This window comes from Mycobacterium sp. SMC-17 (genome assembly GCF_045310915.1).
In the GTDB taxonomy this organism is placed as follows: Bacteria; Actinomycetota; Actinomycetes; order Mycobacteriales; family Mycobacteriaceae; genus Mycobacterium.
Map to the genome: position 1 here is coordinate 1 of NZ_JBJIAK010000025.1, position 26,415 is coordinate 26,415.

The 26,415-nt window shown below is 68.8% G+C and carries 28 protein-coding genes; 23 read left to right on the top strand and 5 right to left on the bottom strand.

Annotation, left to right across the window (positions count from 1 at the left end):
* The first annotated feature begins 20 nt into the window (after window positions 1-20).
* The gene (locus ACJH7A_RS17030) at window positions 21-518 is read left to right on the top strand and encodes a 2'-5' RNA ligase family protein (protein WP_406802418.1); all 498 of its coding nucleotides are present in this window, start codon (window positions 21-23) and stop codon (window positions 516-518) included.
* A 232-nt stretch (window positions 519-750) separates the two neighbouring features.
* On the opposite strand, the gene ACJH7A_RS17035 is transcribed toward ACJH7A_RS17030, so the two are convergent.
* Window positions 751-1,362: a TetR family transcriptional regulator gene (locus tag ACJH7A_RS17035; RefSeq protein WP_406802385.1), complete on the bottom strand. Its 612-nt coding sequence runs from the start codon at window positions 1,360-1,362 to the stop codon at window positions 751-753.
* A 61-nt stretch (window positions 1,363-1,423) separates the two neighbouring features.
* Here ACJH7A_RS17035 and bioB point away from each other — a divergent pair, with 61 nt between their 5' ends.
* The 3 genes from bioB to ACJH7A_RS17050 are packed head-to-tail and all read left to right on the top strand — an operon-like array spanning window position 1,424 to window position 3,350.
* Entirely contained in the window at window positions 1,424-2,431 is a 1,008-nt protein-coding gene (bioB, locus tag ACJH7A_RS17040; RefSeq protein ID WP_061002338.1) for a biotin synthase BioB, read from the top strand.
* Window positions 2,432-2,442: 11 nt separating this feature from the next.
* Window positions 2,443-2,682: a hypothetical protein gene (locus ACJH7A_RS17045; protein WP_020103208.1), complete on the top strand. Its 240-nt coding sequence runs from the start codon at window positions 2,443-2,445 to the stop codon at window positions 2,680-2,682.
* Window positions 2,679-3,350 carry a DUF2567 domain-containing protein gene (locus ACJH7A_RS17050; protein WP_406802386.1) on the top strand — a complete coding sequence of 224 codons (672 nt, stop codon included), beginning with the start codon at window positions 2,679-2,681 and terminating at the stop codon, window positions 3,348-3,350. The genes ACJH7A_RS17045 and ACJH7A_RS17050 overlap by 4 nt, the downstream gene beginning before the upstream one ends.
* On the opposite strand, the gene ACJH7A_RS17055 is transcribed toward ACJH7A_RS17050, so the two are convergent.
* On the bottom strand, window positions 3,307-4,635 hold the full coding sequence (locus ACJH7A_RS17055; protein ID WP_406802387.1) for a lipase family protein: 1,329 nt from the start codon (window positions 4,633-4,635) through the stop codon (window positions 3,307-3,309). The two genes, ACJH7A_RS17050 and ACJH7A_RS17055, sit on opposite strands and share 44 nt — an antisense overlap.
* Before the next feature lie 91 nt (window positions 4,636-4,726).
* Entirely contained in the window at window positions 4,727-5,419 is a 693-nt protein-coding gene (locus ACJH7A_RS17060; RefSeq protein WP_305798837.1) for an NrtR DNA-binding winged helix domain-containing protein, read from the bottom strand.
* Window positions 5,420-5,572: 153 nt separating this feature from the next.
* On the opposite strand from ACJH7A_RS17060, the gene ACJH7A_RS17065 reads away from it, so the two are divergent.
* The 6 genes from ACJH7A_RS17065 (at window position 5,573) to ACJH7A_RS17090 (ending at window position 11,772) form a co-directional block, all read left to right on the top strand.
* Complete coding sequence (locus tag ACJH7A_RS17065) at window positions 5,573-6,607, top strand: ATP-grasp fold amidoligase family protein (RefSeq protein WP_406802388.1); 1,035 nt, start codon at window positions 5,573-5,575, stop codon at window positions 6,605-6,607.
* 134 nt (window positions 6,608-6,741) lie between these two features.
* On the top strand, window positions 6,742-7,566 hold the full coding sequence (locus tag ACJH7A_RS17070) for a hypothetical protein (protein WP_406802389.1): 825 nt from the start codon (window positions 6,742-6,744) through the stop codon (window positions 7,564-7,566).
* A 167-nt stretch (window positions 7,567-7,733) separates the two neighbouring features.
* Window positions 7,734-8,747, top strand: coding sequence for a quinolinate synthase NadA (gene nadA, locus ACJH7A_RS17075; protein ID WP_020103215.1), 1,014 nt, complete (start codon window positions 7,734-7,736; stop codon window positions 8,745-8,747).
* A 1-nt stretch (window position 8,748) separates the two neighbouring features.
* Window positions 8,749-10,344 carry an L-aspartate oxidase gene (locus ACJH7A_RS17080; RefSeq protein WP_406802391.1) on the top strand — a complete coding sequence of 532 codons (1,596 nt, stop codon included), beginning with the start codon at window positions 8,749-8,751 and terminating at the stop codon, window positions 10,342-10,344.
* Window positions 10,344-11,201 carry a carboxylating nicotinate-nucleotide diphosphorylase gene (gene nadC, locus ACJH7A_RS17085; protein ID WP_406802392.1) on the top strand — a complete coding sequence of 286 codons (858 nt, stop codon included), beginning with the start codon at window positions 10,344-10,346 and terminating at the stop codon, window positions 11,199-11,201. The genes ACJH7A_RS17080 and nadC overlap by 1 nt, the downstream gene beginning before the upstream one ends.
* Before the next feature lie 22 nt (window positions 11,202-11,223).
* The gene (locus ACJH7A_RS17090) at window positions 11,224-11,772 is read left to right on the top strand and encodes a hypothetical protein (protein ID WP_212813950.1); all 549 of its coding nucleotides are present in this window, start codon (window positions 11,224-11,226) and stop codon (window positions 11,770-11,772) included.
* A gap of 50 nt (window positions 11,773-11,822) precedes the next feature.
* Here the strand turns inward: ACJH7A_RS17090 and ACJH7A_RS17095 are convergent, their stop codons facing one another.
* Window positions 11,823-12,239, bottom strand: a complete 417-nt coding sequence (locus ACJH7A_RS17095) for a nitroreductase family deazaflavin-dependent oxidoreductase (protein WP_212813952.1) — start codon at window positions 12,237-12,239, stop codon at window positions 11,823-11,825.
* A gap of 56 nt (window positions 12,240-12,295) precedes the next feature.
* Between ACJH7A_RS17095 and hisD the strand changes: the two genes are divergently transcribed.
* From hisD to hisI, 8 genes are all read left to right on the top strand, one after another.
* Entirely contained in the window at window positions 12,296-13,615 is a 1,320-nt protein-coding gene (gene hisD, locus ACJH7A_RS17100) for a histidinol dehydrogenase (protein ID WP_406775221.1), read from the top strand.
* Entirely contained in the window at window positions 13,615-14,736 is a 1,122-nt protein-coding gene (locus tag ACJH7A_RS17105; protein ID WP_406802393.1) for a histidinol-phosphate transaminase, read from the top strand. Before hisD ends, ACJH7A_RS17105 begins: the two co-directional genes overlap by 1 nt.
* Window positions 14,733-15,341 carry an imidazoleglycerol-phosphate dehydratase HisB gene (gene hisB, locus ACJH7A_RS17110; protein ID WP_020103224.1) on the top strand — a complete coding sequence of 203 codons (609 nt, stop codon included), beginning with the start codon at window positions 14,733-14,735 and terminating at the stop codon, window positions 15,339-15,341. The genes ACJH7A_RS17105 and hisB overlap by 4 nt, the downstream gene beginning before the upstream one ends.
* On the top strand, window positions 15,338-15,955 hold the full coding sequence (gene hisH, locus ACJH7A_RS17115; RefSeq protein ID WP_212813958.1) for an imidazole glycerol phosphate synthase subunit HisH: 618 nt from the start codon (window positions 15,338-15,340) through the stop codon (window positions 15,953-15,955). The genes hisB and hisH overlap by 4 nt, the downstream gene beginning before the upstream one ends.
* The gene (gene priA, locus ACJH7A_RS17120; protein ID WP_406802394.1) at window positions 15,952-16,683 is read left to right on the top strand and encodes a bifunctional 1-(5-phosphoribosyl)-5-((5-phosphoribosylamino)methylideneamino)imidazole-4-carboxamide isomerase/phosphoribosylanthranilate isomerase PriA; all 732 of its coding nucleotides are present in this window, start codon (window positions 15,952-15,954) and stop codon (window positions 16,681-16,683) included. Before hisH ends, priA begins: the two co-directional genes overlap by 4 nt.
* Window positions 16,683-17,495: an inositol monophosphatase family protein gene (locus ACJH7A_RS17125; RefSeq protein WP_406802419.1), complete on the top strand. Its 813-nt coding sequence runs from the start codon at window positions 16,683-16,685 to the stop codon at window positions 17,493-17,495. Before priA ends, ACJH7A_RS17125 begins: the two co-directional genes overlap by 1 nt.
* A complete protein-coding gene (gene hisF / locus ACJH7A_RS17130; protein WP_168175979.1) occupies window positions 17,465-18,265 on the top strand; it encodes an imidazole glycerol phosphate synthase subunit HisF in 801 nt (266 codons plus the stop codon). The genes ACJH7A_RS17125 and hisF overlap by 31 nt, the downstream gene beginning before the upstream one ends.
* A 166-nt stretch (window positions 18,266-18,431) precedes the next feature.
* Complete coding sequence (gene hisI / locus ACJH7A_RS17135) at window positions 18,432-18,779, top strand: phosphoribosyl-AMP cyclohydrolase (RefSeq protein ID WP_073694223.1); 348 nt, start codon at window positions 18,432-18,434, stop codon at window positions 18,777-18,779.
* Here hisI and ACJH7A_RS17140 read toward each other — a convergent pair.
* Entirely contained in the window at window positions 18,776-19,423 is a 648-nt protein-coding gene (locus tag ACJH7A_RS17140) for a TetR/AcrR family transcriptional regulator (protein WP_406802395.1), read from the bottom strand. The genes hisI and ACJH7A_RS17140 overlap by 4 nt on opposite strands.
* Before the next feature lie 162 nt (window positions 19,424-19,585).
* Here ACJH7A_RS17140 and ACJH7A_RS17145 point away from each other — a divergent pair, with 162 nt between their 5' ends.
* From ACJH7A_RS17145 to atzF, 5 genes are read left to right on the top strand one after another with little or no spacing between them, the layout of a single operon-like run.
* Window positions 19,586-21,094, top strand: coding sequence for an amino acid permease (locus ACJH7A_RS17145; protein ID WP_073694225.1), 1,509 nt, complete (start codon window positions 19,586-19,588; stop codon window positions 21,092-21,094).
* A 34-nt stretch (window positions 21,095-21,128) separates the two neighbouring features.
* The gene (locus ACJH7A_RS17150) at window positions 21,129-21,989 is read left to right on the top strand and encodes an urea amidolyase associated protein UAAP1 (RefSeq protein WP_406802396.1); all 861 of its coding nucleotides are present in this window, start codon (window positions 21,129-21,131) and stop codon (window positions 21,987-21,989) included.
* Window positions 21,986-22,630: an urea amidolyase associated protein UAAP2 gene (locus ACJH7A_RS17155; protein ID WP_406802397.1), complete on the top strand. Its 645-nt coding sequence runs from the start codon at window positions 21,986-21,988 to the stop codon at window positions 22,628-22,630. Before ACJH7A_RS17150 ends, ACJH7A_RS17155 begins: the two co-directional genes overlap by 4 nt.
* On the top strand, window positions 22,627-24,702 hold the full coding sequence (locus tag ACJH7A_RS17160; RefSeq protein WP_406802398.1) for a 5-oxoprolinase/urea amidolyase family protein: 2,076 nt from the start codon (window positions 22,627-22,629) through the stop codon (window positions 24,700-24,702). The genes ACJH7A_RS17155 and ACJH7A_RS17160 overlap by 4 nt, the downstream gene beginning before the upstream one ends.
* The gene (atzF, locus tag ACJH7A_RS17165; RefSeq protein WP_406802399.1) at window positions 24,699-26,378 is read left to right on the top strand and encodes an allophanate hydrolase; all 1,680 of its coding nucleotides are present in this window, start codon (window positions 24,699-24,701) and stop codon (window positions 26,376-26,378) included. The genes ACJH7A_RS17160 and atzF overlap by 4 nt, the downstream gene beginning before the upstream one ends.
* Window positions 26,379-26,415: the final 37 nt, after the last annotated feature.

The window sequence follows — 26,415 nt, forward strand, 5'->3', positions numbered from 1 at the left end:
TAACTGCCGCCCACAGCAAAATGATCCCGACCAGAACCGAAAAGTCCTCACAGAATCAGTCAGTCCACGGATCGAGGCTTAGGGATGCGGGCATCGCCGCACAGCCACCCGCCGCCCGTCCGCACGCCACTTTGTGCGTCGCACAACAGATCGACGAGGCGGTGCTGGCGGCACTCGCCGGTGTCGTCGACCGGTTGGCGTTCCCCGTCCGCCTCGGTGCCACGATGGTGTTCGGCCGCTCCGCCGGAATTCTCGCCCGACTCGTGGTGCCCAGCCGCGACCTGATCGACCTGCACGCCGAGGTCTGCCGGCTCAGCGCGCCACACCTGCGGCCGGGCCCCATGCCACACACCGAACCGGGCGACTGGACGCCGCACGTCACCCTGGCGCGCCGGGTCCCGCCGGACCGGCTTGCCCGCGCCCTCGGTATCGCCGGCCGGCCCGCCGAGGTCAGCGCCACCGCCAGCGGGCTGCGGCTGTGGAACGGCAACGAGCGCACGGAGATTCAGATCCGCTGACCCGCCCTCGCGGGCGCGGAGAGAACCGGCTGGGCCGAATGTCCCTGAGTTCAATCACGAGATATCGACACCTGTCGTGATTGACGTCAGGTACGCCTCGAAGCCCTCAGACGTCCCTCAGGGCAATCACCGCGGGCAGATCGCCAACGTGGTTGCACTCACGGACTTTTCACGTCTTCGCAGTGATGCGTACTGGCGCTTTGATCCGGTCAGGCGGCGTCGACTGGACGCTCTACCGGGCGCGCAGGGCGTCGACCGACGGCTGGCGGTCGTCCCCGTGCGCCGCGAGGCCGTCGACGAGCAGGCCCAGGCCGAAAGCGAAACGGCCACCGGCGTTTTCGGACCACACCGCGTCGCTGTCGGCCACGGTGGCGCCGGCCGCGTCCCACTGGATGCGGGACTGCTCGTCGGCGGTGAAGCCCAGCACGTAGTAGACGATGGTGCGGGCCGCGAGGTCGGCGTCATGGGCCGTGAGCCCCGATTCGGCACATGCCTCGGTGAGAGCAGTCACGATGCGGCTCAGCTCGGCAGACCGGCCGGCGGAGAAACTGGCCGAGACCAGCTCCGCGCCGTCGGTCGCGGACAGCAGCGCGTCACGCAGCGCCGAACACAGGGCGACGATGCGGTCCGGCCAGGTGCCGGCGGCCGGCACGGTCGCCGCGGTGGCCAGCAGCCGGTCGGCGACGGCGCCCAGCAGCTCCTGTTTGTCGGCGAAATGCCAGTACAGGGCGCCGGGGCTGACGCTCAGTTCCCGCGCCAGCCTGCGCATGGTCAGGTCGGCGATCCCGTAGTTGTCCAGGATTTCGGCGGCCTTGGCCACCACGTCGCTTCGGTGCAGTTGCACGTCTGTATCCTAAACACCGTTCAAGTTGTAGGCCGCAGTCGGCCTGAAGTAAGGAGTGCCGATGACTCAGGCCGCGACCGATGTTTTGGGTGTAGCCCGCGAGCAGGTGCTCGAGCGTGGCGAAGGCCTGAACCAAGAGCAGGTGCTCGAGGTTCTGCAGCTGCCCGACGACCGACTGGAAGACCTGCTGGCCCTCGCGCACGACGTGCGCATGAAGTGGTGCGGTCCCGAGGTTGAGGTCGAGGGCATCATCAGCCTCAAGACCGGCGGTTGCCCCGAGGACTGCCACTTCTGTTCGCAGTCGGGTCTTTTCGCGTCTCCGGTGCGCAGCGCGTGGCTGGACGTCCCGAGCCTCGTCGAAGCCGCGAAGCAGACCGCCAAGACCGGTGCCACCGAGTTCTGCATCGTCGCCGCGGTGCGCGGGCCCGACGAGCGGCTGCTGGCCCAGGTGGCCGCCGGCATCGAGGCCATCCGCAACGAGGTCGACATCCAAATCGCCTGCTCGCTGGGCATGCTCGATCAGGAGCAGGTCGACCGCCTCAAGGCCATGGGTGTGCACCGCTACAACCACAACCTGGAGACCTCGAAGTCGTACTTCCCCAACGTCGTCACGACCCACACCTGGGAAGAGCGCTGGAAGACGCTGGAGATGGTCCGCGAAGCCGGCATGGAGGTCTGCTGCGGCGGCATCCTCGGCATGGGCGAGACGCTGGAGCAGCGTGCCGAGTTCGCCGCGAACCTCGCGGAGCTGAACCCGCACGAGGTCCCGCTGAACTTCCTGAACCCGCGCCCGGGCACCCCGTTCGGTGACCTCGAGGTGCTGCCGGCCGCCGACGCGCTGCGCGCCGTCGCCGCGTTCCGCCTGGCCATGCCGCGCACCATGCTGCGCTTCGCCGGCGGCCGCGAGATCACCCTCGGCGACCTGGGCGCCAAGCAGGGCATCCTGGGCGGCATCAACGCCGTCATCGTCGGCAACTACCTGACGACGCTGGGTCGCCCGGCCGAGTCGGACCTGGAACTGCTGGACGATCTGCAGATGCCGATCAAGGCTCTGAACGCCACCCTGTAGAACTAGACGTGATGACCAGAGAATTGCCCGCACCCGTCAGTGCCGGCAAGTTCAACGTGTACACCGGTGTCGCGGCGGATGCCGTCGACGGCGCCGTCATGCCGACCACGGCTCAGCTCGGTCTGGAGGCGCCCCGCTGGTGCGCCGAATGCGGCCGACGCATGGTGGTGCAGGTACGCCCCGACGGTTGGTGGGCCAAGTGCTCGCGGCACGGGGTCGTGGACTCGAAGGACCTGGAAACTCAACGGTGACTCAGCCCGCTGAAACAGCCTCGGCGCCAACGCTTTCGCATCGCGCCGCGGTGCTGCGGGTCGTCGTCGGCCTGGCGGTGACCGGCGCGCTCGGTGGCGTGGTGTGGGCGTTTCTCGCCCCGCCGGTCGACGCCGTCGTCGCGCTGACCAAGAAGGGTCAGCGCATTCACGGGTACTTCGGTGACGAATCGGACCGGGTGTTCCTGGGCGGTGCGTTGGCGGTCGGTCTGCTGACGGTGATCGCCGTCGTGGCCGCGACATTGGTGTGGCAGTGGCGCGCGCATCGCGGGCCGCTGCTGGCCGGCGCGCTGGCACTCGGCAATGTGGCTGCCGCGGGCGCGCTCACGGGCGTGGGCGCTGTCGTCGCGCATTGGCGTTACGGGACACCGGATCTCGCGGGCGCGCCGTTGTCTCCCGAGCATCGGGTCGGTTACCTCGTCGAGGCGCCGCCGGTGTTCTTCGGCCACTCGCCGTGGGTCATCGCCACAACGTTGATCTTCCCGGCCGGCATTGCCGCGCTGGTCTACCTGTTCTGCACGCTGGCGACCAAGCGCGACGACCTGGGCGCCTGGCCGCCGGTGGAGCCGGCGCCGGTCCGGCTACCGGCCGCCGCCGCTCCGGTGGCTACCGACGCCCAATCGGAAGTCCCAGCAGAACCTTCGTGCTGACGACGCCCAGCTTGAGCAGGCCGAGGTAGGTCGCCGGGTTCAGGAGGGCCGGCCACGACGTACGCACCGTCGGGCCCAGCGGCTTGCCGTCGAACCGTTCGGCGAGCCAGTTCAGCGTCATCGGCGCGGCCAGCGGGTGCAGCGCAATGTGCTCGCTGAGGATGTCGCGGTGGTAGGTCACGTGCGAGCCGCCCATGACGTAGGTGTCGGTCAGCTCGTCGATGTTGCCGACGGAGATGATCTGGTCGTACACGGCCTGCATGATGAGCAGTGGCGGGGTGGGCGCGGTCTTGCCGAGCTTGATGCTCTCGAAGACGTGCTGCACCTCGGGAGTGTCGAGCACCTCCTGCAGCGGCGACTTCAGCAAGGTGTCGAAGTCGAGTCCGGCGTGCCGCAGCACCGCCTCGCCGGTGGTCATGCCCTCGATGTTGCGCAGCATGGCCTTGCCGGCCTCGGTCGCGTGCTCATGGATGACGCGCTTGAGGCCGGGGTAGATGTGCATGAGGGCGGCGATCACCGTGGCGGGCAGGCCGGCTTTGGAAGTGCCGTTGAGCTGGCGGAACACCTCGGCCAGGTCACCGACCGGCGAGCCGAGGGCGGCGCCGACGACGTTGAGCTCGGGCGCGTAGTTGGCGTATTCCTCTGCGGCCCAGGCGCTGGCGAGGCCACCGCCCGAGTAGCCCCAGAGGCCAATCGGCGCGTCGGCGTGCAGGCCGAGTGATTCGGTGTTGATGGCGGCGCGCAGGCCGTCGAGGATGTGGTACCCGGGCTCGTGCGGCGCGCCCCAGATGCCGTCGGTGCCTTCGTGGTCCGGGATGGACACCGCCCAGCCCTGCGCCAGGACTGCGGCGACGAGCATGTACTCGAGCTGCGCTACCGAGCCGAGGGCGCGGGCGCGGCGGCGGAGGGCGTAGGACGGGAAGCAGGCGTCGGAGACGGCGTCGATGGCGCACTGGTACGACACGATGGGGCAGCGCGTGTCGGCGTTGTGGCCGACGGGCAGCAGGACGGTGGTCACGGCGGCCTGCGCGCTGCCGCTCAGGTCGGTGCTGCGGTACAGCAGCTGGGTGGCGGTGACGCCCTGGGGGATGACGCCCATGAATCCGAGCTCGACGTCGCGGGACCGCAGGACGGTGCCGGGTGCGGTGAGTTCGAAGCCGACGGGCGGCACGTAGAACGCGTCGTCGCTGGGCCGCAGCGGGCGGATGCCGGACTGGAGTTCCTCGTGGTACGGCTGGCCGATCCACTCGGCGTCGAACGCCCTGGCTGCATTGCCCATGGTCATCGGGAAATCATGTCTTAAGGAACCCTTAAAAACCAATTCCGGCTCGCGAAATGTGGCCGGAAAGTGACCTACGTCACGGTGCGTAGAGCGGCTAACTAGGCGGGCGTAGCGCGGCGAACTCGTCGGTGACGCGGTATGTCGAGTCGGTGAACCGGTACAGCGCGGCTGGTCGGCCGCCGCTGCGGCCGGAACGGGCCGTCGTGCCGGTCGGGGTGATGACGCCGCGGCGGGCCAGCACGCGCTGCAGATTGGTCGGGTCGACCTGGTGGCCCAGTGTGGCGGCGTAGATGTCCCGCAGGGTGGTGAGGGTGAATTCCTTTGGCGCCAAGGCGAATCCGATGTTGGTGTACGACATCTTGGCGACCAGCCGGGCGTGCGCGTGCGTGATCATCGGGCCGTGGTCGAAGGCCATGGGTGGCAGCGCGGACACCGGATGCCAGCGCGTGTCGCCCGGCAGTTCGGGTGTGGCGGGGGAGGGCACCAGGCCCAGGAAGGTCGACGCGATGGTGCGCGGGCCGGGCACGCGCTTGGGCTCGGAGAAGACCGCGAGCTGCTCGAGGTGCGTCAGTTCGCGCAGGTCGACCTTCTCGGCGAGCTGGCGCCGGACGGAACTGACCATGTCTTCGTCGTGCCGCAGCTGACCGCCGGGCAGGGACCACGCGCCGCGTTGCGGCTCCATGGCGCGCTCCCAGAGCAGCACGCTGAGCTGCGGCCTCTTGCTGTCCAGATCGCGCACCTGGAAGACGACGGCGAGCACTTCATGCGCAGTGCCCACATCCGTCACGTTTTCGATTTTAAGTCGAAAACGTGGGAGATCAAAAGTGGCCATCGAGCCCCGCGGTAGATGGCGGCCGGACGTTGCTGTCGGTCAAACGGATGAATCTGCAGCAAACTGCGCAAAGTTTCAAAGAAGTAAAAACAATACTGTTATATTGCCGTGGATCACTTGAAACGCCAGGTAAGAGCGCTGCAATGCACTCAGAAAGTGATTGTTGCGGGCGGCTCCTACTTGGCTCGGGTGATGTACAGCAACGCAAATATATTCTCGGGGGTAGGAACTGGCATGGCGCTGAAGTACAGGAGGACGCCCGCGTGGCTGGTGCCGGCACGTCGCTGGGTGGTCGACATGATTCCGAAGCGACTGATGCGGAAAGCGCTCTTCGCGACGGTGATGGGCGCGCGCGGCAATTTCACCAATCCGCAGACCTTCAACGAGAAGGTGAACTGGCGCATCCTGAACGACCGGCGGGACCGAATCGTCAGGGCCTGCGACAAGATGTCGATGAAGGAGATGGCGCGGGAGGCGTATCCCGCCGCGGATCTGCGCATTGCGAAGACGCTGTGGTCGGGCGTTGATCTGCGGGATGCCCCCGATCTGTCGCAGCTGCCACCCTGGGTGCTCAAGCCCAACCACAGCAGCGGGCATGCATTGTTCGGGCCGGACACGGGCGTGGATCTCGCTGCGCTCCTGAGGAACACGGAGACCTGGCTGCACGAGACGCCGATGGAGTTGGGGGAGTGGGGCTACAGCCAGGCCCGCCCGTTGCTGCTCATCGAGGAGCGCATTCCCACACCGGACGGCAAGCCGCCGACGGACTACAAGTTCTTCGTCTTCGATGGGCGGATCGAGCTGATCCAGGTCAACCGTGGCCGGTTTGGCAAGAATCTGACCGCCACCTTCCTGGACGCGGAGTGGCGACAGTTCTCGGTGCGACAAGGAGAGCGGCTGGTTGTCGATGAGCCGCGGCCCAAGGAACTCGACAAGATGTCCGACATTGCCCGGGCCTTGGGGGCGGGCTGGGACTTCATTCGCATCGACCTCTACGCCGTCGATGGCGATGTGTGGTTCGGGGAGTTCACGCCGTATCCCGGCAGCGGTCTGCTGCCCTACAAGCCGATGAGTTTCGACCTCGAGCAGGGCATGCTGTGGAAATTGCCGACACTGGACGAGGTGCAGCCCGGTCGCCCATAGGCGCGTGATCTTCGAAAAGAAGAATCTCCGCCCAGCCAGTAGACTCACGCTCGATTGCAGCAAAGCTTCGTGTTCGTCGTGCGGGGGAAGGCCGGTGGGCCATGCGCAATGTCGGCATTCGGCCAAGAGACCCGATGGGTTGGGTTTGCACCCTCGCCGAGCTGGGCACACTCGGCCCGCGCCTGCTCGCCAGAAACCACAGTTCCGTTGAGCCGGTCGTCGGCACCGGTGCCGCCAATGTGTCATTGACGAGTTATGGCAAGCGGATTGCCACGGTGTGGCAAACGATCGAGACCATCGGCACCGGCACCGTCAAGCCGCGTCGGCTGATTCTGTGGCTCGATGACCGCGACGCGTGCGTCGATCCGCCGGCGACATTGAAGCGGTTGCAGGCACGTGGGCTGGAAATTCGTCATTGCCGCGACTACGGGCCGCACAAGAAGTACTTCCCGTATACCAACGAGGTACTGCCGGACGAACCCGGCCGCACCCTTGTCACGGCGGACGACGACGTCTACTACCCGCCCACCTGGCTCGCGGAGCTGCTCGCGGCGCACCGGCCCGGCGAGGTCACCGCTTTCCGCGCGCGCATGCGCAGCGACGGTCCGTACCGAACGTGGCCGATGTGCACCACGACCGAAGCCTCCGAGACGGTGTTCGCGACAGGTGTGTCCGGTGTGGCCTATCCGCCGGAACTGCTTGGGGCGCTGCGGGATCGGGGTGAAGCGTTCGCCCACGTGTGCCCCCGCGCGGACGACTACTGGCTGCACTACGCCGCCGTGGCCACGGGCATCCCGATCCGCCAGGTGCGCGATGTCGCGGCGTACTTCTGGCCCATCGTGCTGGTTTCCGCCCGGGGACTGTGGGACGGCAGCGGAGCTGCGAACGATGCCATCGCGGCCCAGACCCGGCAGATCTGGCAGAACTATCGGAATCGTCCCGAGATCGACGCGGAGTGAGAATCGGCCCGGTCGTCCGGCGCCGTCTTTGCTGGTAGGGCGGGTGACCGTCAGGCCGGCTGCTGTCGCACGCGGTACACGAAGGTGAACATTCCGTGTGCAGTGCTAGTATGTGGCATGTTTTCGATCATAAGTCGAAAACCTGGCCAGGTTCAAAGGAGACGGCCATGACGGTTCTGGACCGTGCGGCGGAGTTCGAAGGTTTCGGCGACGTGGTCGCCGACGGGCAGTGGGCAGACGAAGTGCGTCGCCTCGCCAAGGAGCGCAACGCCACAATCCTCGCGCACAACTACCAGCTGCCCGAGATTCAGGACATCGCCGACCACGTGGGCGACTCGCTGGCGCTGTCGCGTATCGCCGCGGACGCCGCCGAGGACACCATCGTGTTCTGCGGTGTGCACTTCATGGCCGAGACCGCGAAAATCCTCTCGCCGGCCAAGACCGTGCTGATCCCGGACCAGCGGGCGGGCTGCTCGCTGGCCGACTCGATCACCGCCGACGACCTGCGGGCTTGGAAGGCCGACTACCCGGACGCCGTCGTGGTGTCCTACGTGAACACCACTGCGGCCGTCAAAGCCCTCACCGACATTTGCTGCACCTCGTCCAACGCGGTCGAGGTCGTCGCCTCGATCCCCGCGGACAAGACCGTGCTGTTCTGCCCGGACCAGTTCCTCGGCGCGCACGTGCGCCGCATGACGGGCCGGGACAACCTGCACATCTGGGCCGGCGAATGCCACGTGCACGCCGGCATCAACGGTGACGAACTCGCCGACCAGGCCCGCTCGCACCCCGACGCCGAACTCTTCGTGCACCCCGAATGCGGTTGCGCCACTTCGGCTCTCTATCTGGCCGGCGAGGGTGCCGTACCCGACGACCGCGTGAAGATCCTGTCGACCGGCGGCATGCTCGACGCCGCCCGCGAGACCCACGCCAAGCAGGTCCTGGTCGCCACCGAGATCGGCATGCTGCACCAGTTGCGCCGTGCCGCACCGGAAACCGAGTTCCTCGCCGTCAACGATCGGGCCTCCTGCCCGTACATGAAGATGATCACGCCGGCCGCGCTGCTGCGCTGCCTGCGGGACGGTGCCGACGAAGTTCACGTCGACGAAGATGTCGCGGCCGCAGCTCGGTTGAGCGTGCAGCGCATGATCGGGATCGGGCAGCCCGGCGGCGGGGAATAGCGTGAGCGCCCACGCGGGCCGGTCGGTCGCCTGCGGCGGCCGTGGCTACTGGCGCCAGCGCGCCGACGTCATCGTCGTCGGTACGGGGGTCGCGGGCCTGGCGGCGGCGCGTGCCGCCCAGCTGGCCGGCAGCCGCGTCGTGGTCGTCGGCAAGTCCGGTGAGACGGCCACCGCTTACGCCCAGGGTGGCATCGCGGTCGTCATCCCCGACACCGATGACTCGGTGCAGGCGCACGTCGCCGACACCGTCGCGGCCGGGGCCGGCTTGTGCGATGTCGACGCGGTCACCTCGATCGTCGCCGACGGCTATGCCGCCGTGCGTGAATTGGTCGGCGCCGGTGCGGCTTTCGACGAGGTCGGGCCGGGGGCCTGGTCCCTGACCCGCGAGGGTGGGCACAGCCGCCGCCGCATCATCCACGCCGGTGGCGATGCCACCGGCGCCGAGGTGCAGCGTGCCCTGGCCGCCGCCACCCAGACGCTCGACATCCGGCCCAATCATGTTGCGCTGCAGGTGTTGCACCACGACGGAGCGGTCAGCGGCCTGCTGGTGCTGAGCCCGGACGGACCTGGCGTGCTGACGGCGCCGTCGGTGATCCTGGCGACCGGTGGCCTGGGGCAGCTGTACACCGCGACGACCAACCCGGACGGTTCGACGGGCGACGGCATCGCCCTGGCGCTGCGCGCCGGATTGCCGGTCCGCGACATCGAATTCGTCCAGTTTCACCCGACCATGCTGTACACCGGCGCGGCCGGCGGCCGGTGCCCGCTGATCACCGAGGCCTTGCGCGGCGAAGGGGCCATCCTGCGTGACGTTCGCGGCGACTCGGTGACCGACGGCGTGCACCCGATGGGCGACCTGGCCCCGCGCGACGTCGTGGCCGCCGCCATCGATGCCCGCCTCGCGGCCACCGGCGACGACTACGTCTTCCTCGATGCTCGTGGCGTCCCCGACGTCGCCGCCCGATTCCCGACGGTCACGGCCGCATGCCTGGCGGCCGGCATCGACCCTGCGCGCCAACCGATTCCGGTGGTGCCGGGCGCCCATTACAGCTGCGGGGGTGTGGTCACCGACGTGTACGGCCGCACCGAGATGGCCGGCCTGTACGCCGCCGGTGAGGTCGGACGCACCGGTATGCACGGCGGTAATCGCCTGGCCTCCAACAGCCTGCTGGAAGGACTGGTGGTTGGCGGCCGCGCCGGTCGTGCGGCGGCCGAGCAGGCCCGCGGCGCCGGTGGAAACCGCGTGCCGGAGCCGGATCTGGGCAAGCGGCCCGCGTTGGATCGCCATGCCCTGCAACGCGACATGACCAGGTACGCCTCGGTCGTGCGCGATGCCGCTGGACTGGACCGGCTGAGCGAGTTGCTCGCCGGCGCCTGCGGTACGGCCATGTCGGACCGGGCCGCCGTCGAGGATGCGGCCCTGACCGTGACGGCGTCGGCGGTTGCTGCCGCGGCAGCAGTCCGTGCGGAATCCCGTGGCTGCCACCACCGCAGTGACCGACCGGACCGCGATCCGGCGTTCGGGGTATCGATCGACGTGCGGCTGGACGCCGCCGGGCGCGCCGTGGCCGCCCTGCCGATAGGAGCGTGTAACTGATGGCATTGACCGCAGCCGAATTGGCCGACGCGCACGCGATCATCGATCGCGCGCTCGACGAGGATCTGCGCTACGGGCCGGACGTCACCTCGGTGGCGACCGTGCCGGCCGACGCCACCACGGTCGCGTCGATGGTGTCGCGACAGCCGGGCGTCATCGCGGGTCTGGACATCGCGGTTCTGGTGCTGGACAAGGTGATCGGGGAGGGCGCCTACAAGATCCGCGACCGCGCCGAGGACGGCGCCGAGGTCAAGCCCGGCGATGCTGTGCTGACCGTCGAAGCGCCGACACGGGCCCTGCTGACGGCCGAACGCACGATGCTGAACATCGTCTGCCACCTTTCGGGCATCGCCACCGAGACGGCGCGTTGGGTGCAGGAGGTGGCCGGGACCGAGGCCGCCATCCGTGACACCCGAAAGACGTTGCCCGGATTGCGGTTGTTGCAGAAGTACGCGGTGCGCGTCGGCGGCGGTGTCAACCATCGGCTGGGGCTGGGCGATGCCGCCCTGATCAAGGACAACCACGTCGCGGCTGCCGGATCGGTGCTCGCGGCCCTGCAGGCGGTCCGTGCGGTGGCGCCGGATCTGCCGTGCGAGGTCGAGGTGGATTCGCTCGAGCAGCTCGACGAAATCCTCGGTGAGAACGTCGAATTGGTGTTGCTGGACAACTTCCCGGTCTGGCAGACGCAGATCGCGGTGCAGCGCCGTGACGCCCGCGCACCCGGCACCAAGCTGGAATCGTCGGGTGGGCTCAGTCTGGAGTCGGCCGCGGCCTACGCCTCGACCGGTGTCGACTTCCTCGCCATCGGTGCGCTGACGCATTCGGTGCGGGTGCTCGACGTCGGCCTCGATACGTAACTCGGCCGCTACTATCACGAGCATGGCGGAAGACGAGAAGACCGAAGACAAGACCACCACGCTGAGCAAAGCCGCAAAGGACACCGACGAGACGTCGGGTTCGATGTCCGTCACGCAGATCATCGCGATTGCGGCCGTGGTCATCGGCCTGATCGCCGCCGGCATCGGCGGCTACGCGCTGTACGCGGTGAAGAACCAGGACAAGAAGTACACCGAGGCCGAGCAGGACACGGCCAAGATCGCGCTCTGTGACGCCATGAAGACCGTCAGCAAGGGCATCGCGATCAACACCAACCTGGCGGTCCCCGGCGGGCCGGACGACACCACGGGTGCCCTCGCCGTGGCCGCCAACGCGCGCCTGGCGCTGATCACCGGTGGCCAGTACCTGCTGAACCGGATCGACCCGGCCGCCCCGGCCGACCTCGCGACGGCGGCGCGCAAGTACGCCAACACCCTCTTGGACATCGGGGCCGCGGCGACGGCCGGCGCTCAGACCGACGATCCGCAGCAGAAGGTGCGCCTGGACGACGCCGGCGCCGACAGCAAGCAGATCAACGACATCTGCAAGTAGCCGTTGACGGACCGGGGGCCACGCTGACGATCAGCGTGGCCCCCGGTTTGTCAGTGGGCAATGTCGGCGACGAAAACGCCGCTGCGCTTGGCCACGATCCGCGCGATCCGCGGCAACGACGGGTCATCGGTGCCCGCGGGCAGGATGCGCGGATTCACCAGGTGCAGATCCTTGCGCGCGACGTGGATGTCGGCCTCGCCGGCGGCGAGCACGTTCTTGACCCAGTTGGTCTTGCCGTGGGCCAGCCCGATCGCCAGCACATCGCCCTTGCGGTACGAGGTGACGATGGTCTCGAATTCCTTACCCGACTTGCGGCCGCGATGCTTGATGACCGAGAACCCGGGCAGCTTCTTGGACAACGGGCGCAACGCCGGGTTGATGTACTTGATCTGGAAGTTCTCCAACCACACCGGGAAGATCATCGGCACGCCGGCGGCGTTGTTGGGGTGGTCCTGACGGCTTGACATGACGCCTCCGTATTCGATTTGGCCTGCTCTGGGAGAATAGTGGGGTGAACACTGCAGTGAAGCTCTCGCGTATCGATTTGCGAGGTCAGCAGCTGTCCGCGGCGCAGTTGCGAGCGGTGCTGCCCCGAGGCGGTGTCGACGTGGATTCGGTGCTGCCCAAGGTACGCCCGATCGTCGACGCGGTGGTCGAACGCGGTGCGGTGGCGGCCCTCGAATACGGCGAGTCCTTCGACGGCGTGCGGCCGGCCGCCGTGCGCGTCCCCAAGGCGGAGCTGGACGCCGCGCTGACCCGCCTGCCCGCCGACGTGCGGGTGGCGCTCGAGGTCGCGATCGAGCGGACCCGTGCCGTGCACGCCGACCAGCGGCGCACCGACACCACCACGACGCTGGCCCCGGGCGCCACCGTCACCGAACGGTGGGTCCCGGTCGAGCGCGTCGGGCTGTACGTCCCCGGCGGCAACGCTGTCTACCCGTCGAGCGTCGTGATGAACGTCGTCCCGGCCCAGACCGCCGGCGTCGACTCCCTGGTGATCGCCAGCCCGCCGCAGAAGGACCACGGCGGACTGCCGCACCCGACCATCCTCGCCGCGGCAGCTCTGCTCGGGGTCGACGAGGTGTGGGCCGTCGGCGGTGCCCAGGGCATCGCGCTGCTGGCTTACGGCGGCGTGGACACGACCGGCGAAGAGCTCGCGCCGGTCGACATGATCACCGGCCCGGGCAACATCTTCGTCACGGCCGCCAAGCGCATCTGCCGTTCCCAGGTGGGCATCGACGCCGAGGCCGGCCCGACGGAGATCGCGATCCTGGCCGACCACTCGGCCGACGCGGTGCACATCGCCGCCGATCTGATCAGCCAGGCCGAGCACGACGAGATGGCGGCCAGCGTGCTGGTCACCACCAGTGAGAAGCTGGCCGACGCCACCGATGTGGAGGTGGCCGCGCAGGTCGCCACGACGCTGCACCGTGAGCGGGTGACGGTCGCGCTGAACGGCAAGCAGTCGGCCATCGTGCTGGTCGACGACCTCGACACCGGGGTGCGGGTGGTGAACGCCTACGCCGCCGAGCACCTGGAGATCCAGACCGTCGACGCCGCTGAGGTCGCCGGCCGAATCCGTTCGGCGGGCGCCATTTTCGTCGGCGCCTGGTCGCCGGTGAGCCTTGGCGACTACTGCGCCGGGTCCAACCACGTGCTGCCGACCGCCGGTTGCGCGCGGCACTCCAGTGGCCTGTCGGTGCAGACGTTCCTGCGTGGCATCCACGTCGTCGACTACACCGAGGCGGCCCTGAAAGACGTTGCGGGTCACGTGATCACGCTGGCCACGGCAGAGAACCTGCCGGCGCACGGTGAGGCTGTGCGCCGGAGGTTCGAACGCTGATGGGTAAGAAGATCTCCCTGGCCGACCTGCCGCTGCGGGAGAACCTGCGCGGCAAATCGCCGTACGGCGCACCGCAACTCGTGGTGCCGGTGCGGCTCAACACCAACGAGAACCCGCACCCGCCGACACCGGCGCTGGTCGACGACGTCGCCGCATCGGTCGCCGCGGCCGCCGCCGAGTTGCACCGCTACCCGGACCGCGACGCCATGGCGCTGCGCACCGATCTGGCCGCGTACATGCAGGCGCAGACGGGCGTCGTGTTGACGGCGGAAAACCTGTGGGCGGCAAACGGTTCCAATGAAATCCTGCAGCAGCTGCTGCAGGCGTTCGGCGGGCCGGGCCGCAGCGCCATCGGTTTCGTGCCGTCGTACTCGATGCACCCCATCATCTCGGACGGCACCCAGACCGAATGGCTGTCGGCCACCCGGGCGACCGATTTCGGCCTCGACGTCGACGTGGCGGTGGCCGCCATCGAGGCGCAGCGGCCCGACGTCGTCTTCGTGACCAGTCCCAACAACCCGACCGGGCAGAGCGTTCCGCTCGCCGACCTGCGCCGCCTGCTGGACGTCACGCCCGGTGTGCTGATCCTCGACGAGGCGTACGGCGAATTCTCGTCGCAGCCCAGCGGTGTCGCGCTGCTCGCCGAGTACCCGGCCAAGCTGATCATCAGCCGCACCATGAGCAAGGCGTTCGCCTTCGCCGGCGGGCGGCTGGGCTACCTCGTGGCCGATCCTGCCGTGATCGACGCGATGCTGCTGGTGCGGTTGCCGTATCACCTGTCGGTCCTGACGCAGGCGGCCGCGCGTGCCGCGCTGCGACATGCCGATGAGACGCTGAGCAGCGTCGCCACCTTGGCTTCGGAGCGGGACCGGGTGGCAGCGGCGTTGTCCGGCATGGGTTTCCGGGTGATCCCCAGTGACGCCAACTTCATCCTGTTCGGCGAGTTCGCCGATGCCGCGGCGACCTGGCAGCGCTACCTGGACGCCGGCGTGCTGATCCGCGACGTCGGAATCCCCGGATTCCTGCGCACCACCGTCGGTTTGGCCGCGGAGAACGACGCCCTGCTGGAAGTCAGCGCCAAGCTCGCCGCAACGGAACTAGCCCCACAAGGAGTTTCATGACCCGCCGCGCCCGCGTGGAACGCACCACCAAAGAGTCGAGCATCGTCGTCGAGATCGATCTGGACGGCACCGGCCAGGTCGACATCAGCACCGGGGTGCCGTTCTTCGACCACATGCTGACCTCCCTGGGCACGCACGCCAGCTTCGATCTGACGGTGCACGCCAAGGGTGACGTCGAGATCGAGGGTCACCACACCGTCGAGGACACCGCCATCGTCCTGGGCCAGGCGCTCGGCCAGGCCCTGGGCGACAAGAAGGGCATCCGCCGGTTCGGCGACGCGTTCATCCCGATGGACGAGACCCTGGCCCATGCGGCCGTTGACGTTTCGGGCCGTCCGTACTTCGTGCACACCGGTGAACCGGAGTCGATGGTGTCCTTCACCATCGCCGGGTCCTCGGTGCCGTACCACACCGTGATCAACCGGCACGTGTTCGAATCGCTGGCCTTCAACGCCAAGATCGCGCTGCACGTGCGCACGCTGTACGGCCGCGACCCGCACCACATCACCGAGGCGCAGTACAAGGCCGTGGCGCGCGCGCTGCGTCAGGCCGTCGAACCCGACCCGCGGGTGGCCGGCGTGCCGTCGACCAAGGGCACTCTGTGACAAAGAAACTCGTCGTTCTGGACTACGGCTCGGGCAATCTCCGGTCCGCGCAGCGCGCCCTCGAGCGGGTCGGCGCTGACGTCGAGGTCACCGCCGACGCCGCTGCCGCGGCTGCCGCCGACGGTCTGGTGGTGCCCGGTGTCGGCGCCTACGAGGCCTGCATGACCGGTCTGCGGTCGATCGGCGGCGAGAAGATCATCGCCGACCGGCTGGCCGCGGGTCACCCGGTGCTGGGTGTGTGCGTCGGCATGCAGATTCTGTTCTCGAAGGGCGTGGAGTTCGGGGTGCAGACCGAAGGCTGCGGGCAGTGGCCGGGTGAGGTCACCCGGCTGGACGCGCCGGTGATTCCGCACATGGGCTGGAACACCGTCGATGCTGCCGCCGACAGCACCCTGTTCAAGGGGCTCGACGCCGACACCCGGTTCTACTTCGTGCATTCCTACGCCGCCCAGCAGTGGGGCGGCCATGCCGACGCGAAGGTCACCTGGGCCACGCATCACGTGCCGTTCATCGCCGCCGTCGAAGACGGCGCGTTGTCGGCGACACAGTTTCATCCGGAGAAGAGCGGCGACGCAGGTGCGACGCTGTTGGCGAATTGGGTTGAGGGGCTATGAGTTTGATTCTGTTGCCGGCCGTTGACGTGGTCGACGGCAAGGCGGTGCGGCTGGTGCAGGGCAAGGCCGGCAGCGAGACCGATTACGGTTCGGCGCTGGAGGCGGCGCAGACCTGGCAGCGCGACGGTGCCGAGTGGGTGCACCTGGTGGACCTGGACGCCGCGTTCGGCCGGGGCAGCAACCGGGAACTGCTGGCCGAGGTCGTCGGCAAACTCGATGTGGCGGTGGAGCTTTCCGGTGGCATCCGTGACGACGAGTCGCTCAAAGCGGCCATGGACACCGGCTGCGCCCGCGTGAACATCGGCACCGCAGCGCTGGAGAGCCCGGAGTGGTGCAAGCGCGCCATCGGCGAGTACGGCGACCGCGTCGCCGTCGGCCTGGACGTGCAGTTCGAGAACGGCAGCTGGCGCCTGCGTGGCCGCGGCTGGGAGACCGACGGCGGCGACCTGTGGGAGGTGCTGGAACGCCTTGATGGCGAAGGCTGTTCGCGTTACGTCGTCACCGACGTCACCAAGGACGGCACGCTGACCGGTCCGAACCTCGATCTGCTGAGCACCGTGGCCGGTCGCACCAACGCGCCGATCATCGCATCGGGCGGCGTGTCGAGCCTGGACGACCTGCGCGCCATCGCCACGCTGACCGGGCAGGGCGTCGAGGGCGCCATCGTCGGAAAGGCCTTGTACGCAGAGCGGTTCACGCTGCCTGAGGCGCTGGCTGCGGTTAAGTGATCGAACCGGCGAGGTTGGCAGAGCTGGTCGCCGCGGCGACCAGCATCCTCGACGATGCTGTCGCCCCGTTCATCGCCGGCCACCAGGCCGATGCGGCAGTGCGCAAGAAGGGCAACGACTTCGCCACCGAGATCGACCTGGCCATCGAACGCCAGGTGGTTTCGGCGCTGACGGCCGCGACCGGAATCGGTGTGCACGGTGAGGAATTCGGTGGTGAGCCCATCGATTCCGAACTGGTGTGGGTGCTCGACCCCATCGACGGCACGTTCAACTACGCCGCCGGTTCGCCCATGGCGGCCATCCTGCTCGGCCTGCTGTGGCGGGGGACTCCGGTCGCCGGGCTGACCTGGCTGCCGTTCATGGGCCAGCGCTACGTCGCGACCGTGGACGGTCCCGTCCGCGACGGGGACACGGTATTGCCGCCGCTCGCCCCGACCACACTGGCCGAATCGATCATCGGCATCCAGACCTTCAACATCGATTCGAAGGGCCGGTTCCCGGGCCGGTGGCGCAATGCGGTCCTGTCGGGCCTGACGCGGGAATGCTCGCGGGTGCGCATGCACGGGGCCACGGGCCTCGACCTGGCCTACGTCGGCGCCGGCATCCTCGGCGGCGCGATCAGCTTCGGTCACCACATCTGGGACCACGCGGCAGGCGTGGCTCTGGTGCGGGCCGCGGGCGGTATCGTCACCGACCTGGCCGGTGAGCCGTGGACGGCCGATTCGAAGTCTGCGCTGGCCGCTGCGCCCGGTGTGCACGAGAGGATGCTGGAGATCGTGAAATCCGTTGGCATTCCGGAGGATTACCTGTGAGTCTCGCAACGCGCGTCATCCCGTGCCTGGACGTCGACGGCGGCCGGGTGGTCAAGGGCGTCAACTTCGAGAACCTGCGGGACGCCGGCGATCCCGTCGAGCTGGCCGCCGCGTACGACGCCGAGGGCGCCGACGAGCTGACATTCCTGGATGTCACCGCGTCGTCGTCGGGCCGCTCGACCATGCTCGAGGTGGTGCGCCGCACCGCCGAGCAGGTGTTCATCCCCCTGACCGTCGGTGGCGGTGTGCGCTCGGTCGAGGACGTCGACACGCTGCTGCGTGCCGGCGCCGACAAGGTCTCGGTCAACACTGCCGCCATCGCCCGGCCCGAACTGCTGTCGGAGCTGTCGCGCCAGTTCGGTTCGCAGTGCATCGTGCTGTCAGTGGATGCCCGCACCGTGCCGGCAGGCTCCGAACCGACCCCGTCAGGCTGGGAGGTGACGACCCACGGCGGCCGTCGCGGCACCGGCATCGACGCCGTCGAATGGGCCACGCGCGGAGCCGAACTCGGCGTCGGGGAGATCCTGCTCAACTCGATGGACGCCGACGGCACCAAGGCCGGATTCGACCTGGCGATGCTGCGGGCGGTGCGTGCCGCGGTCAGCGTGCCGGTGATCGCGAGCGGGGGAGCGGGCGCCGTCGACCACTTCGCACCCGCGGTGCAGGCCGGTGCCGACGCTGTCCTGGCGGCCAGTGTGTTCCACTTCCGCGAGCTGACCATCGGTCAGGTGAAGGAAGCGATGGCGGCCGAAGGGATCACGGTCCGATGAGCGTGTCGACGGCGGGTCTCAACCACATGTCCGGACTGGAACGGTCAACTTTCCTTGACTGTCAAGGAAAGTTGACGACTCCGGTTCGAACGTGTGACAGGAGCGCCGACACGCGGGGGGCCGACACGCCGGGCGCAGGCAGGTCCGCCGTCACCTGGAGACTGCCATGAGCCTCGATCCGAATATCGCCGCCCGACTCAAGCGCAACGAGGCCGGGTTGTTCACCGCCGTGGCGCAGCAGCGCGGCACCGGCGACGTGCTGATGGTCGCCTGGATGGACGACGACGCGCTGGCCCGCACCCTGGAAACCCGTGAGGCGACGTACTTTTCGCGCTCGCGCGGTGAGCAGTGGGTCAAAGGTCTGACGTCGGGCCACACGCAGTACGTGCACTCGGTGCGGTTGGACTGCGACGGCGATGCCGTGTTGCTCGAGGTCGACCAGGTCGGCGGTGCCTGCCACACCGGCGACCACAGCTGTTTCGACGCAGACCAGTTGCTCGCCCCCGAGTCCTAATCCGGGACGGGCAGGTGTTGTTCGACCAGAGCACGTCCGTCGGCCCGCAGTGCGTCGTCGACGTCGACACCCAGAACCCGTAGCGCCGCGTCGGCGATATCGGCTGCCACCTCGTCACCGGCAATGCCCGGATCGTCGACCCGTTGCGCGATGACGGTCTCGGTCAGGCGCACCGGTAGCCCGCACCGGAATTCGTCGCCGCCCACGACGTCGACTGCCAGCTCGCGGTACACGGCGTGCAGCTCGCGGCGTCTGCGGTGGAAGCCTTCGATGCCGTCGACCTCCGGCAGTAGATAGAGCCGGCCCAGGTTCCACGGCACGGACAGCAGGTTGGCCGCGTCACCGGCAGTCACCGCCCACAGCGCCGCCCGTGGATCGTCCACCGAGCGTGTCACGCGCCGTGCGAATTCCAGTGACGGCACCACCGTTGCGCCGAGCAGTGCTTCGAGGATGGCTTCCTTGTTGGGGAAGTGGTGGTACAGCGAGGCTTGCCGGATGCCGACCGCCTCGGCGATGGACCGCGTCGAGGTCACGGTAAACCCCTGCGTCACGAACAGTTCTCCGGCGGCGTCGAGGATCTGCTCGACGGCGGTACTGCCGGGGCGTAGGGCATCGCGATGACGGGGGCGGCCGGGGCGGCTCATGCCACTACTGTGCCACCTGCGGTCATCCGCGCAGCGTCGGCTCGCACGAAACCCAACTGTTACACCGCGACCCACGCCGGAAACGTCGGTGACCCATCTGCGTCACGCTTCGCATTAATTCTGTCATTTGACAGGTATTAATCTTTGAAGAAGCGGGATCGGATGACATTGACCAACACGTCGCCGGCGGATCACGACGATCTAGCCGAGTTCGGCTACGACCAACAGTTGCACCGCTCGCTGGGCAAGTTCGCCTCGTTCGCGGCCGGCTTCTCGTTCGTCTCGATCCTGACCACGATCTTCCAATTGTTCGGCCTCGGATACAGTTTCGGCGGTCCGGCGTTCTTCTGGACCTGGCCTGCGGTATTCATCGGCCAGTTTGCCGTGGCCCTGTGCTTCGCCGAACTCGCCGCGCGGTACCCGATCTCTGGCGCCATCTACCAGTGGGCCCGTCGCCTCGGCGGTGAGGTGGTCGGTTGGTTCGGCGGCTGGTTCATGATCCTCGCGCAGATCATCACGGCGTCGGCCGCGGCCATCGCGCTGCAGGTGGTGCTGCCGGCGGTGTGGTCGGGTTTCCAGATCATCGGCACCGACACCGCTCTCACGTCCGCGGACGGCGCCGCCAACGCGGTGCTGCTGGGTACCGCGCTGCTGGTGATCACCACCACCATCAACTGCATCGGCGTCCGCTGGATGTCGCGAGTCGCGACCATCGGGGTCTGCTGCGAGATCGTCGGCGTCATCGCGGTCGTCGGCGTGTTCTTCACCCATGCACAGCGTGGTCCCCAGGTCGTTTTCGACACCGGCGCAGCGGGTCCCGGGTACGGCTGGGCGTGGATCGCCTCCGGCCTCATGGCCGCATACGTCATGGTCGGCTTCGGGTCGGCCGGTGAACTCGCCGAGGAGACCCGCGACGCGCGCCGGGTCGCCCCGCGCACCATCCGCTCGGCGCTCACCGTCTCCGCGCTCGGCGGTGGTCTGATGATCATCGGCGCCCTGATGGCCGCCCCGAGCCTGACCGATGGGCGCCTGGCGACCGAGGGCCTGCCCTACGTGCTGGGCGCGGTGCTGTCCTCGCCGTGGGGGACCTTGCTCCTCGTCGACGTCGCCATTGCAATCTTCATCTGCACCTTGGCCATTCAGACCGCCGCCACCCGTCTGATGTTCTCCATGGCACGCGACCACCGGCTGCCGTTCTCGTCACTGCTGTCCCGCGTCAATCCGGCTACTGGGACGCCCATTCCGCCGGCCATCGTGGTCGGTGTCGCCTGTGTCGGCGTGCTGCTGGTCAACGTCGGCAACTCCGCGATCTTCGCGACCCTCGCCAGCGTCTGCATCATCGCGATCTACATCGCCTACCTGCTGGTGACCGCACCGCTCCTGGCGCACCGACTGCGCGGAATGCGTTGGGATGCAACGGTCACTGACGCCGGCGGCCGGCCACTGTTCTCGATGGGCCGCTGGGGCCTGCCGATCAACGTGTTCGCCGTGGTGTACGGCGTGGCGATGGTGATCAACCTGGCCTGGCCGCGCCCGGAAATCTACGACCCGACCGGCACCATGCCGCTGCTCGTCTGGGCCGGGCCGTTCACCATCGTTGCCATCGTCGCGCTCGGTGCCCTGTGCTTCCCGTACCGACGGGAACACCCCCGCCCCGTCGGTTCGCTCTGACCTCGTCCAATCCGCAACTGCCGAAAGGATTCTCGTGACTGTCTCGTCCACCTCAACAACCGCTGCCGCCCGTGCGCACGCCCGCGCCCAAGCCGGCACTCACACGGCAGCCATGCCCGTCGTCCCGGCGTCGCTGTGGCCGACGCCGCCCGCCGGTGTCGACGCCGCCCGCCTGACCTGGGCCGAGACGGTGCCCGGCGGTCGCTACAGCAGCAAGGTGCTGGCCCGCGGAACCCGGTTGCGGCTCACCGACATCGACGGCCGCGCGTGCGCGCACCTGCTGCTGTGGCGCGCCGACGCCCCATGGGAGCGGCTCAACACCGCCGACACCGTCAAGGTGCCGTGGCAGGCGTACCTCGGTACCGGACATCCGCTGCTCGACGACCAGGGACGGGTCCTGGCGACCATCGTCGCCGACACGTCCGGTCACCATGACGCGTTGTGCGGCACCACAACCCGCGCCCAGAACGAAGCCCGCTACGGAGCCGGCACCGCGCATTCGGACAGCCCGGCCGGCCGCGAGCTCCTGGTGCTCGCCGCGCTCAAGCACGGCCTCGGACCGCGCGACGTCGGCCCCGGGGTGTCGTTCTTCCACGGCGTCCGTGCCGACGATGCGGGTCAGCTCGAGTCGACGGGCTCGGCCGGTCCCGGCACCGCTGTCGAACTGATCGTGCACCTGCCGGTGATCGTGGCGATCGCCAACACCGCGCACCCGCTCGACCCCGAGCCGAGCTTCAACACCTCCGACCTGGAGGTCCTGGCCTGGTCCGCTCCTGGCGACCTCGCCGAGCTCGCCGCCCGCGCCGAGACCATCGGGCCCGAATACGAACGCGCCCACCGCAACACCGAAGACTTCTGGACCGCACTGCATCTCACCGAAGGAGCATCCGCATGAGCACCGCCATCGACTCGGTCCCCGCGCTGGTTTCCGGCACGACCATCCTCGACGAGATCGTCGACGCCCGCGGCCCCTGGTCGGCGATCATCAAGGAAGGCGATGTGCTGACCATCGTCGACCTGCACGGCAACCAGGCCGTCGACACCCTGATCTACGGGGCGCACGACACGTCGCAGCGCTACAGCGCCCAGACGACCATCACGGCGCAGCGGTCACTGTTCGTCGGCACCGGAACGGTGTTGCGGGACAGCGACGGTGGGGCACTGATGACCGTCGTGGCCGACGAGGTGGGCAACCATGACACCGTCGGCGGCGCCTGCTCGCAGGAGTCCAACACCCTGCGCTACGGCCACCACACCCGTCACCAGCACGCCTGCGTGGAGAACTTCCTGATCGAAGGCGCGCGCTACGGCCTCGGAAAACGCGATCTGGCACCGAATCTCAACTTCTTCATGAACGTGCCGGTCGAGGCCGACGGCACCCTCGGCATCGTCGACGGGTTGTCGGCGCCGGGGCTGCGGGTCGCGCTGCGCGCCGACACCGACGTCCTCGTGCTGGTGTCCAACTGCCCGCAGATCAACAACCCGTGCAACGGCTTCGATCCGACGCCGGTGCGGATGATCGTCACCCGCCCATGACCGTCACCGTGCTTCGACCCGGGCCGAGCACCACCGTCCAGGACTGGCCGGGCCGCATCGGCTACTGGCAGGTGGGCGTGCCGCCGTCAGGTCCGATGGACGACCTGTCGCTGCGGCTGGCCAACCTCGCGGTCGGTAATGCCGAGGGCGCGCCCGGCCTGGAGGCGACGATGGCCGGTCCGACACTGGGATTCGATGAGGCGACCGTCGTCTGCGTCACGGGTGCCCCGGTCTCGGTGACGCTCGACGGGGTGCCGGCGCGGCAGTGGGCACCCATCGCGGTGCCCGAGGGCGGTGTGCTCGAGATCGGTGCGGTGCAGGGCGTCGGGATGCGCATCTACATCGCGGTGGCCGGCGGCATCGAGGCCGAGGCCTACCTCGGCTCGCGCTCGACGTTCACGCTCGGCAAGTTCGGCGCCCTCGGCCGCGCGCTGGCCGCCGGTGACCGCCTCGACCTGGGTGCCGCGGTGGGGCGTCCGCGCCGGCTCACCGACGAGGAGGTCCCGTCGATCGGCCACGAGTGGCGCCTGGCGGTCACCGAAGGACCGCACGGGGCGCCGGAGTTCTTCACCCGGGCCGACATCGAAACCCTCTACGAGGCCACGTATCTGGTCGACCATAACCTGGACCGCACCGGCGTACGCCTGGTCGGGCCCAAGCCGCAGTGGACCCGGCCCGACGGCGGTGAGGCGGGCCTGCATCCCTCCAACATCCACGACACGCCGTATTCGGTTGGCGCCCTGGACTTCACCGGTGACACCCCGATCCTGCTCGGCCCGGACGGCCCCAGCCTCGGCGGCTTCGTCTGCCCGGTGACGGTGACATCTGCCGATCGCTGGAAGCTCGGCCAGCTGACCCCCGGCGACCGGGTGCGCTTCGTCCCGGTGCGGGCCAGTGCCGCCGCACCGCTGGCAGCCCTCGGTATGTCGCGACGGGCGGCCTCGCCCGTGGTGCGCAGTCCCCGCGGTGACGGCGACGACGGCGTCCTGCACCGCGGCGTCACCGGCGACGGGACGACGTCGATGACGTTGCGCCGCAGCGGTGATGACAACCTCCTGGTCGAATACGGAACGATGACACTGGATTTGGTGCTGCGGGCGCGGGTGCACGCGCTGCACACCGCGATCGAGGCCCACCGCCCCCGCGGGATCATCGACCTGACACCCGGAATCCGTTCGCTGCAGGTCAAGTTCGACGCCGCGCTCACCGACCACCAGACGATGACCGCCTTCGTGCTCGACATCGAGTCCGCGCTCGGGCCCGTCGACCGGTTGGTGCTGCCGAGCCGCTCGGTGCGGTTGCCGCTGAGCTGGGACGACCCCACCATCCGGCTGGCCATCGAGCGGTACCAGAACGGCGTGCGCGACGACGCCCCGTGGTGCCCCAGCAATATCGAGTTCATCCGCCGCATGAACGGCCTGGAATCCCACCAGGAGGTGTTCGACATCGTCCACGCGGCAAGCTATCTCGTGCTCGGCCTGGGCGACGTCTACCTGGGCGCCCCGGTCGCGACCCCCGTCGATCCCCGGCACCGGGTGGTCACCACCAAGTACAACCCGGCGCGTACCTGGACTCCGGAGAATGCGGTGGGTATCGGTGGTGCCTATCTCTGCATCTACGGTATGGAAGGCCCGGGCGGCTACCAGCTGATGGGCCGTACCACCCAGGTGTGGAACCACCGATACCCGCTGTCCGCGCCCGGTTTCGAGCCCGAACAGCCCTGGCTGCTGCGGTTCTTCGACCAGGTGTCGTGGTATCCGGTGTCCTCCGATGAACTGACCGATCTGCGTGCTGACGTCGCTGCCGGGCGCGGCACCGTCGACATCACCGAGGGTGAGTTCCGCATTGCGGACTATCTGAACTTCCTGTCGCGCGAGGCCGACGACATCGCCGCCGTGCGACAGCGGATGACCACCGCCCGCAACGAGGAGCGGGCCCGCTGGGAGGCCAGCGGAGAGATCGGCGCACGCAAGAAGCCCGGGAGCGCGACGATCAAGCGGCGAGGAACGAGCCGCGATGAGGAGTGCGACCAATCAGATTCAGGTGCCACAACAGGACAGGAGGTCGCATGACGGACCGGATCGGTGCCGCGTTCGCGGCCATCGCACAGCGGCCCGAAGCCTTCATCACCGTGCGTGACGAAGCCGCGGTGCGCCAGGAGGTCGCGCAGGCGCAGGGTCCGCTGGCCGGTCAGCTGTTGGCCGTCAAGGACAACGTCGACGTCGCCGGCCTGCCGACCACCGCGGCATGCCCGGGCTACGCCTACACCCCGGATGCCGACGCTCCCGTGGTGGCGGCGCTGCGGGCGGCCGGTGCGGTGGTGATCGGCAAGACCAACCTGGACCAGTTCGCCACCGGACTTGTCGGCACCCGCAGCCCCTACGGCGCGGTCCGTGACGCGCGGCGGCCGGACCGGATCTCGGGCGGCTCATCGTCGGGTTCGGCGGTCGCGGTGGCCATCGGCGCGGCCGACATCGGAATCGCCACGGACACCGCGGGATCGGGCCGGGTGCCCGCGGCGTACCAGAAACTGGTCGGCATCAAGGCGACGATAGGTCTGGTGTCGACCACCGGCGTCGTCCCGGCCTGCCCGAGCTACGACTGCGTGACGATCCTCGCGCGCGACCTGACCACCGCGGAGCAGGCCATGGCCGTCATGGCGACGACGACGCAGCGGCCGTGGCCGGCCTCGACCCGGTTCGCCGCGCCCGCCGCCCCGACCCTGGCGGTTCCGACCGAACTGCCCGCGATGGCTCCCGGCTGGGATGCCGCGTTCCAGCGGGCCGTCGACGCCGCGCGGGACGCCGGGATGCGCATCGTGCCCATCGATCTGACCGATTTCCTGGCCGCCGCCCGGCTGCTGTACGACGGTGCACTGGTCGCCGAGCGCACGGAAGCGGTGGGGGACTTCATCAGTGGCGCCGGTGACGACGCCGGCCTCGATCCGACGGTGGCGGCCATCATCAGGGCCGGAGGCAGCCATTCGGCGACGGGATTGTTGCGTGACCGTCGCGAGTTGGACCGCCTGCGGGAGCGGGCCTTCCGTGAGTTGGGGGAGTGCGACGCACTGCTGGTCCCCACCGCACCCTTGCAGCCGACGCTCGCCGAGGTGGCGGCCGACCCGGTCGGCGTCAACGCCCGGATCGGCACGTACACCAATTTCTGCAATCTGTTCGACATGTGCGGCGTCGCGGTACCCGCCGGCGAGATCGCCGAACCAGATGGCACCACAGCACAATTCGGAGTGACGGTGCTGGGCCGGGCCTTCGACGACGCGGTGGTGGCCGACATCGCGGCCCGGCTGACCGGCGGCGAGCGCGGTGCGGTGGCATCCTGGCCGGAGCGGGCCGGCGCCGGAGTGCTGACGCTGGTGGTCGCCGGTGCGCATCTGCGGGACCAGCCGCTGGCCGGTCAGCTCCACGATCTCGGGGCTCGGTGGGACGGTCCGGCCCGCACAGCCGAGCGCTACCGGATGACCGCGCTGCCGTCCGGTAAGCCCGCGCTGGTGCGGGTGCCGCGCGTTGGGCGGGCGTTCGAGGTCGAGCGCTGGTCGCTGTCGCCCGCGGCGCTCGGGAAGTTCCTTGCCGCCCTCCCGACACCCATGGGATTGGCGGCGGTGGAGCTCGACGACGGGTCCTGGGAGACCGGGTTCGTGTGTGCCGACGAGGCGGCCATCGCGGCACCCGACATCTCGGAGTTCGGCGGCTGGCGCGCCTACCTACAGGCCCGGGAGTTCGCTACCCAGTGATTTGTGCACGATTTTCCGCGGCGAGCGCGGAAAATCG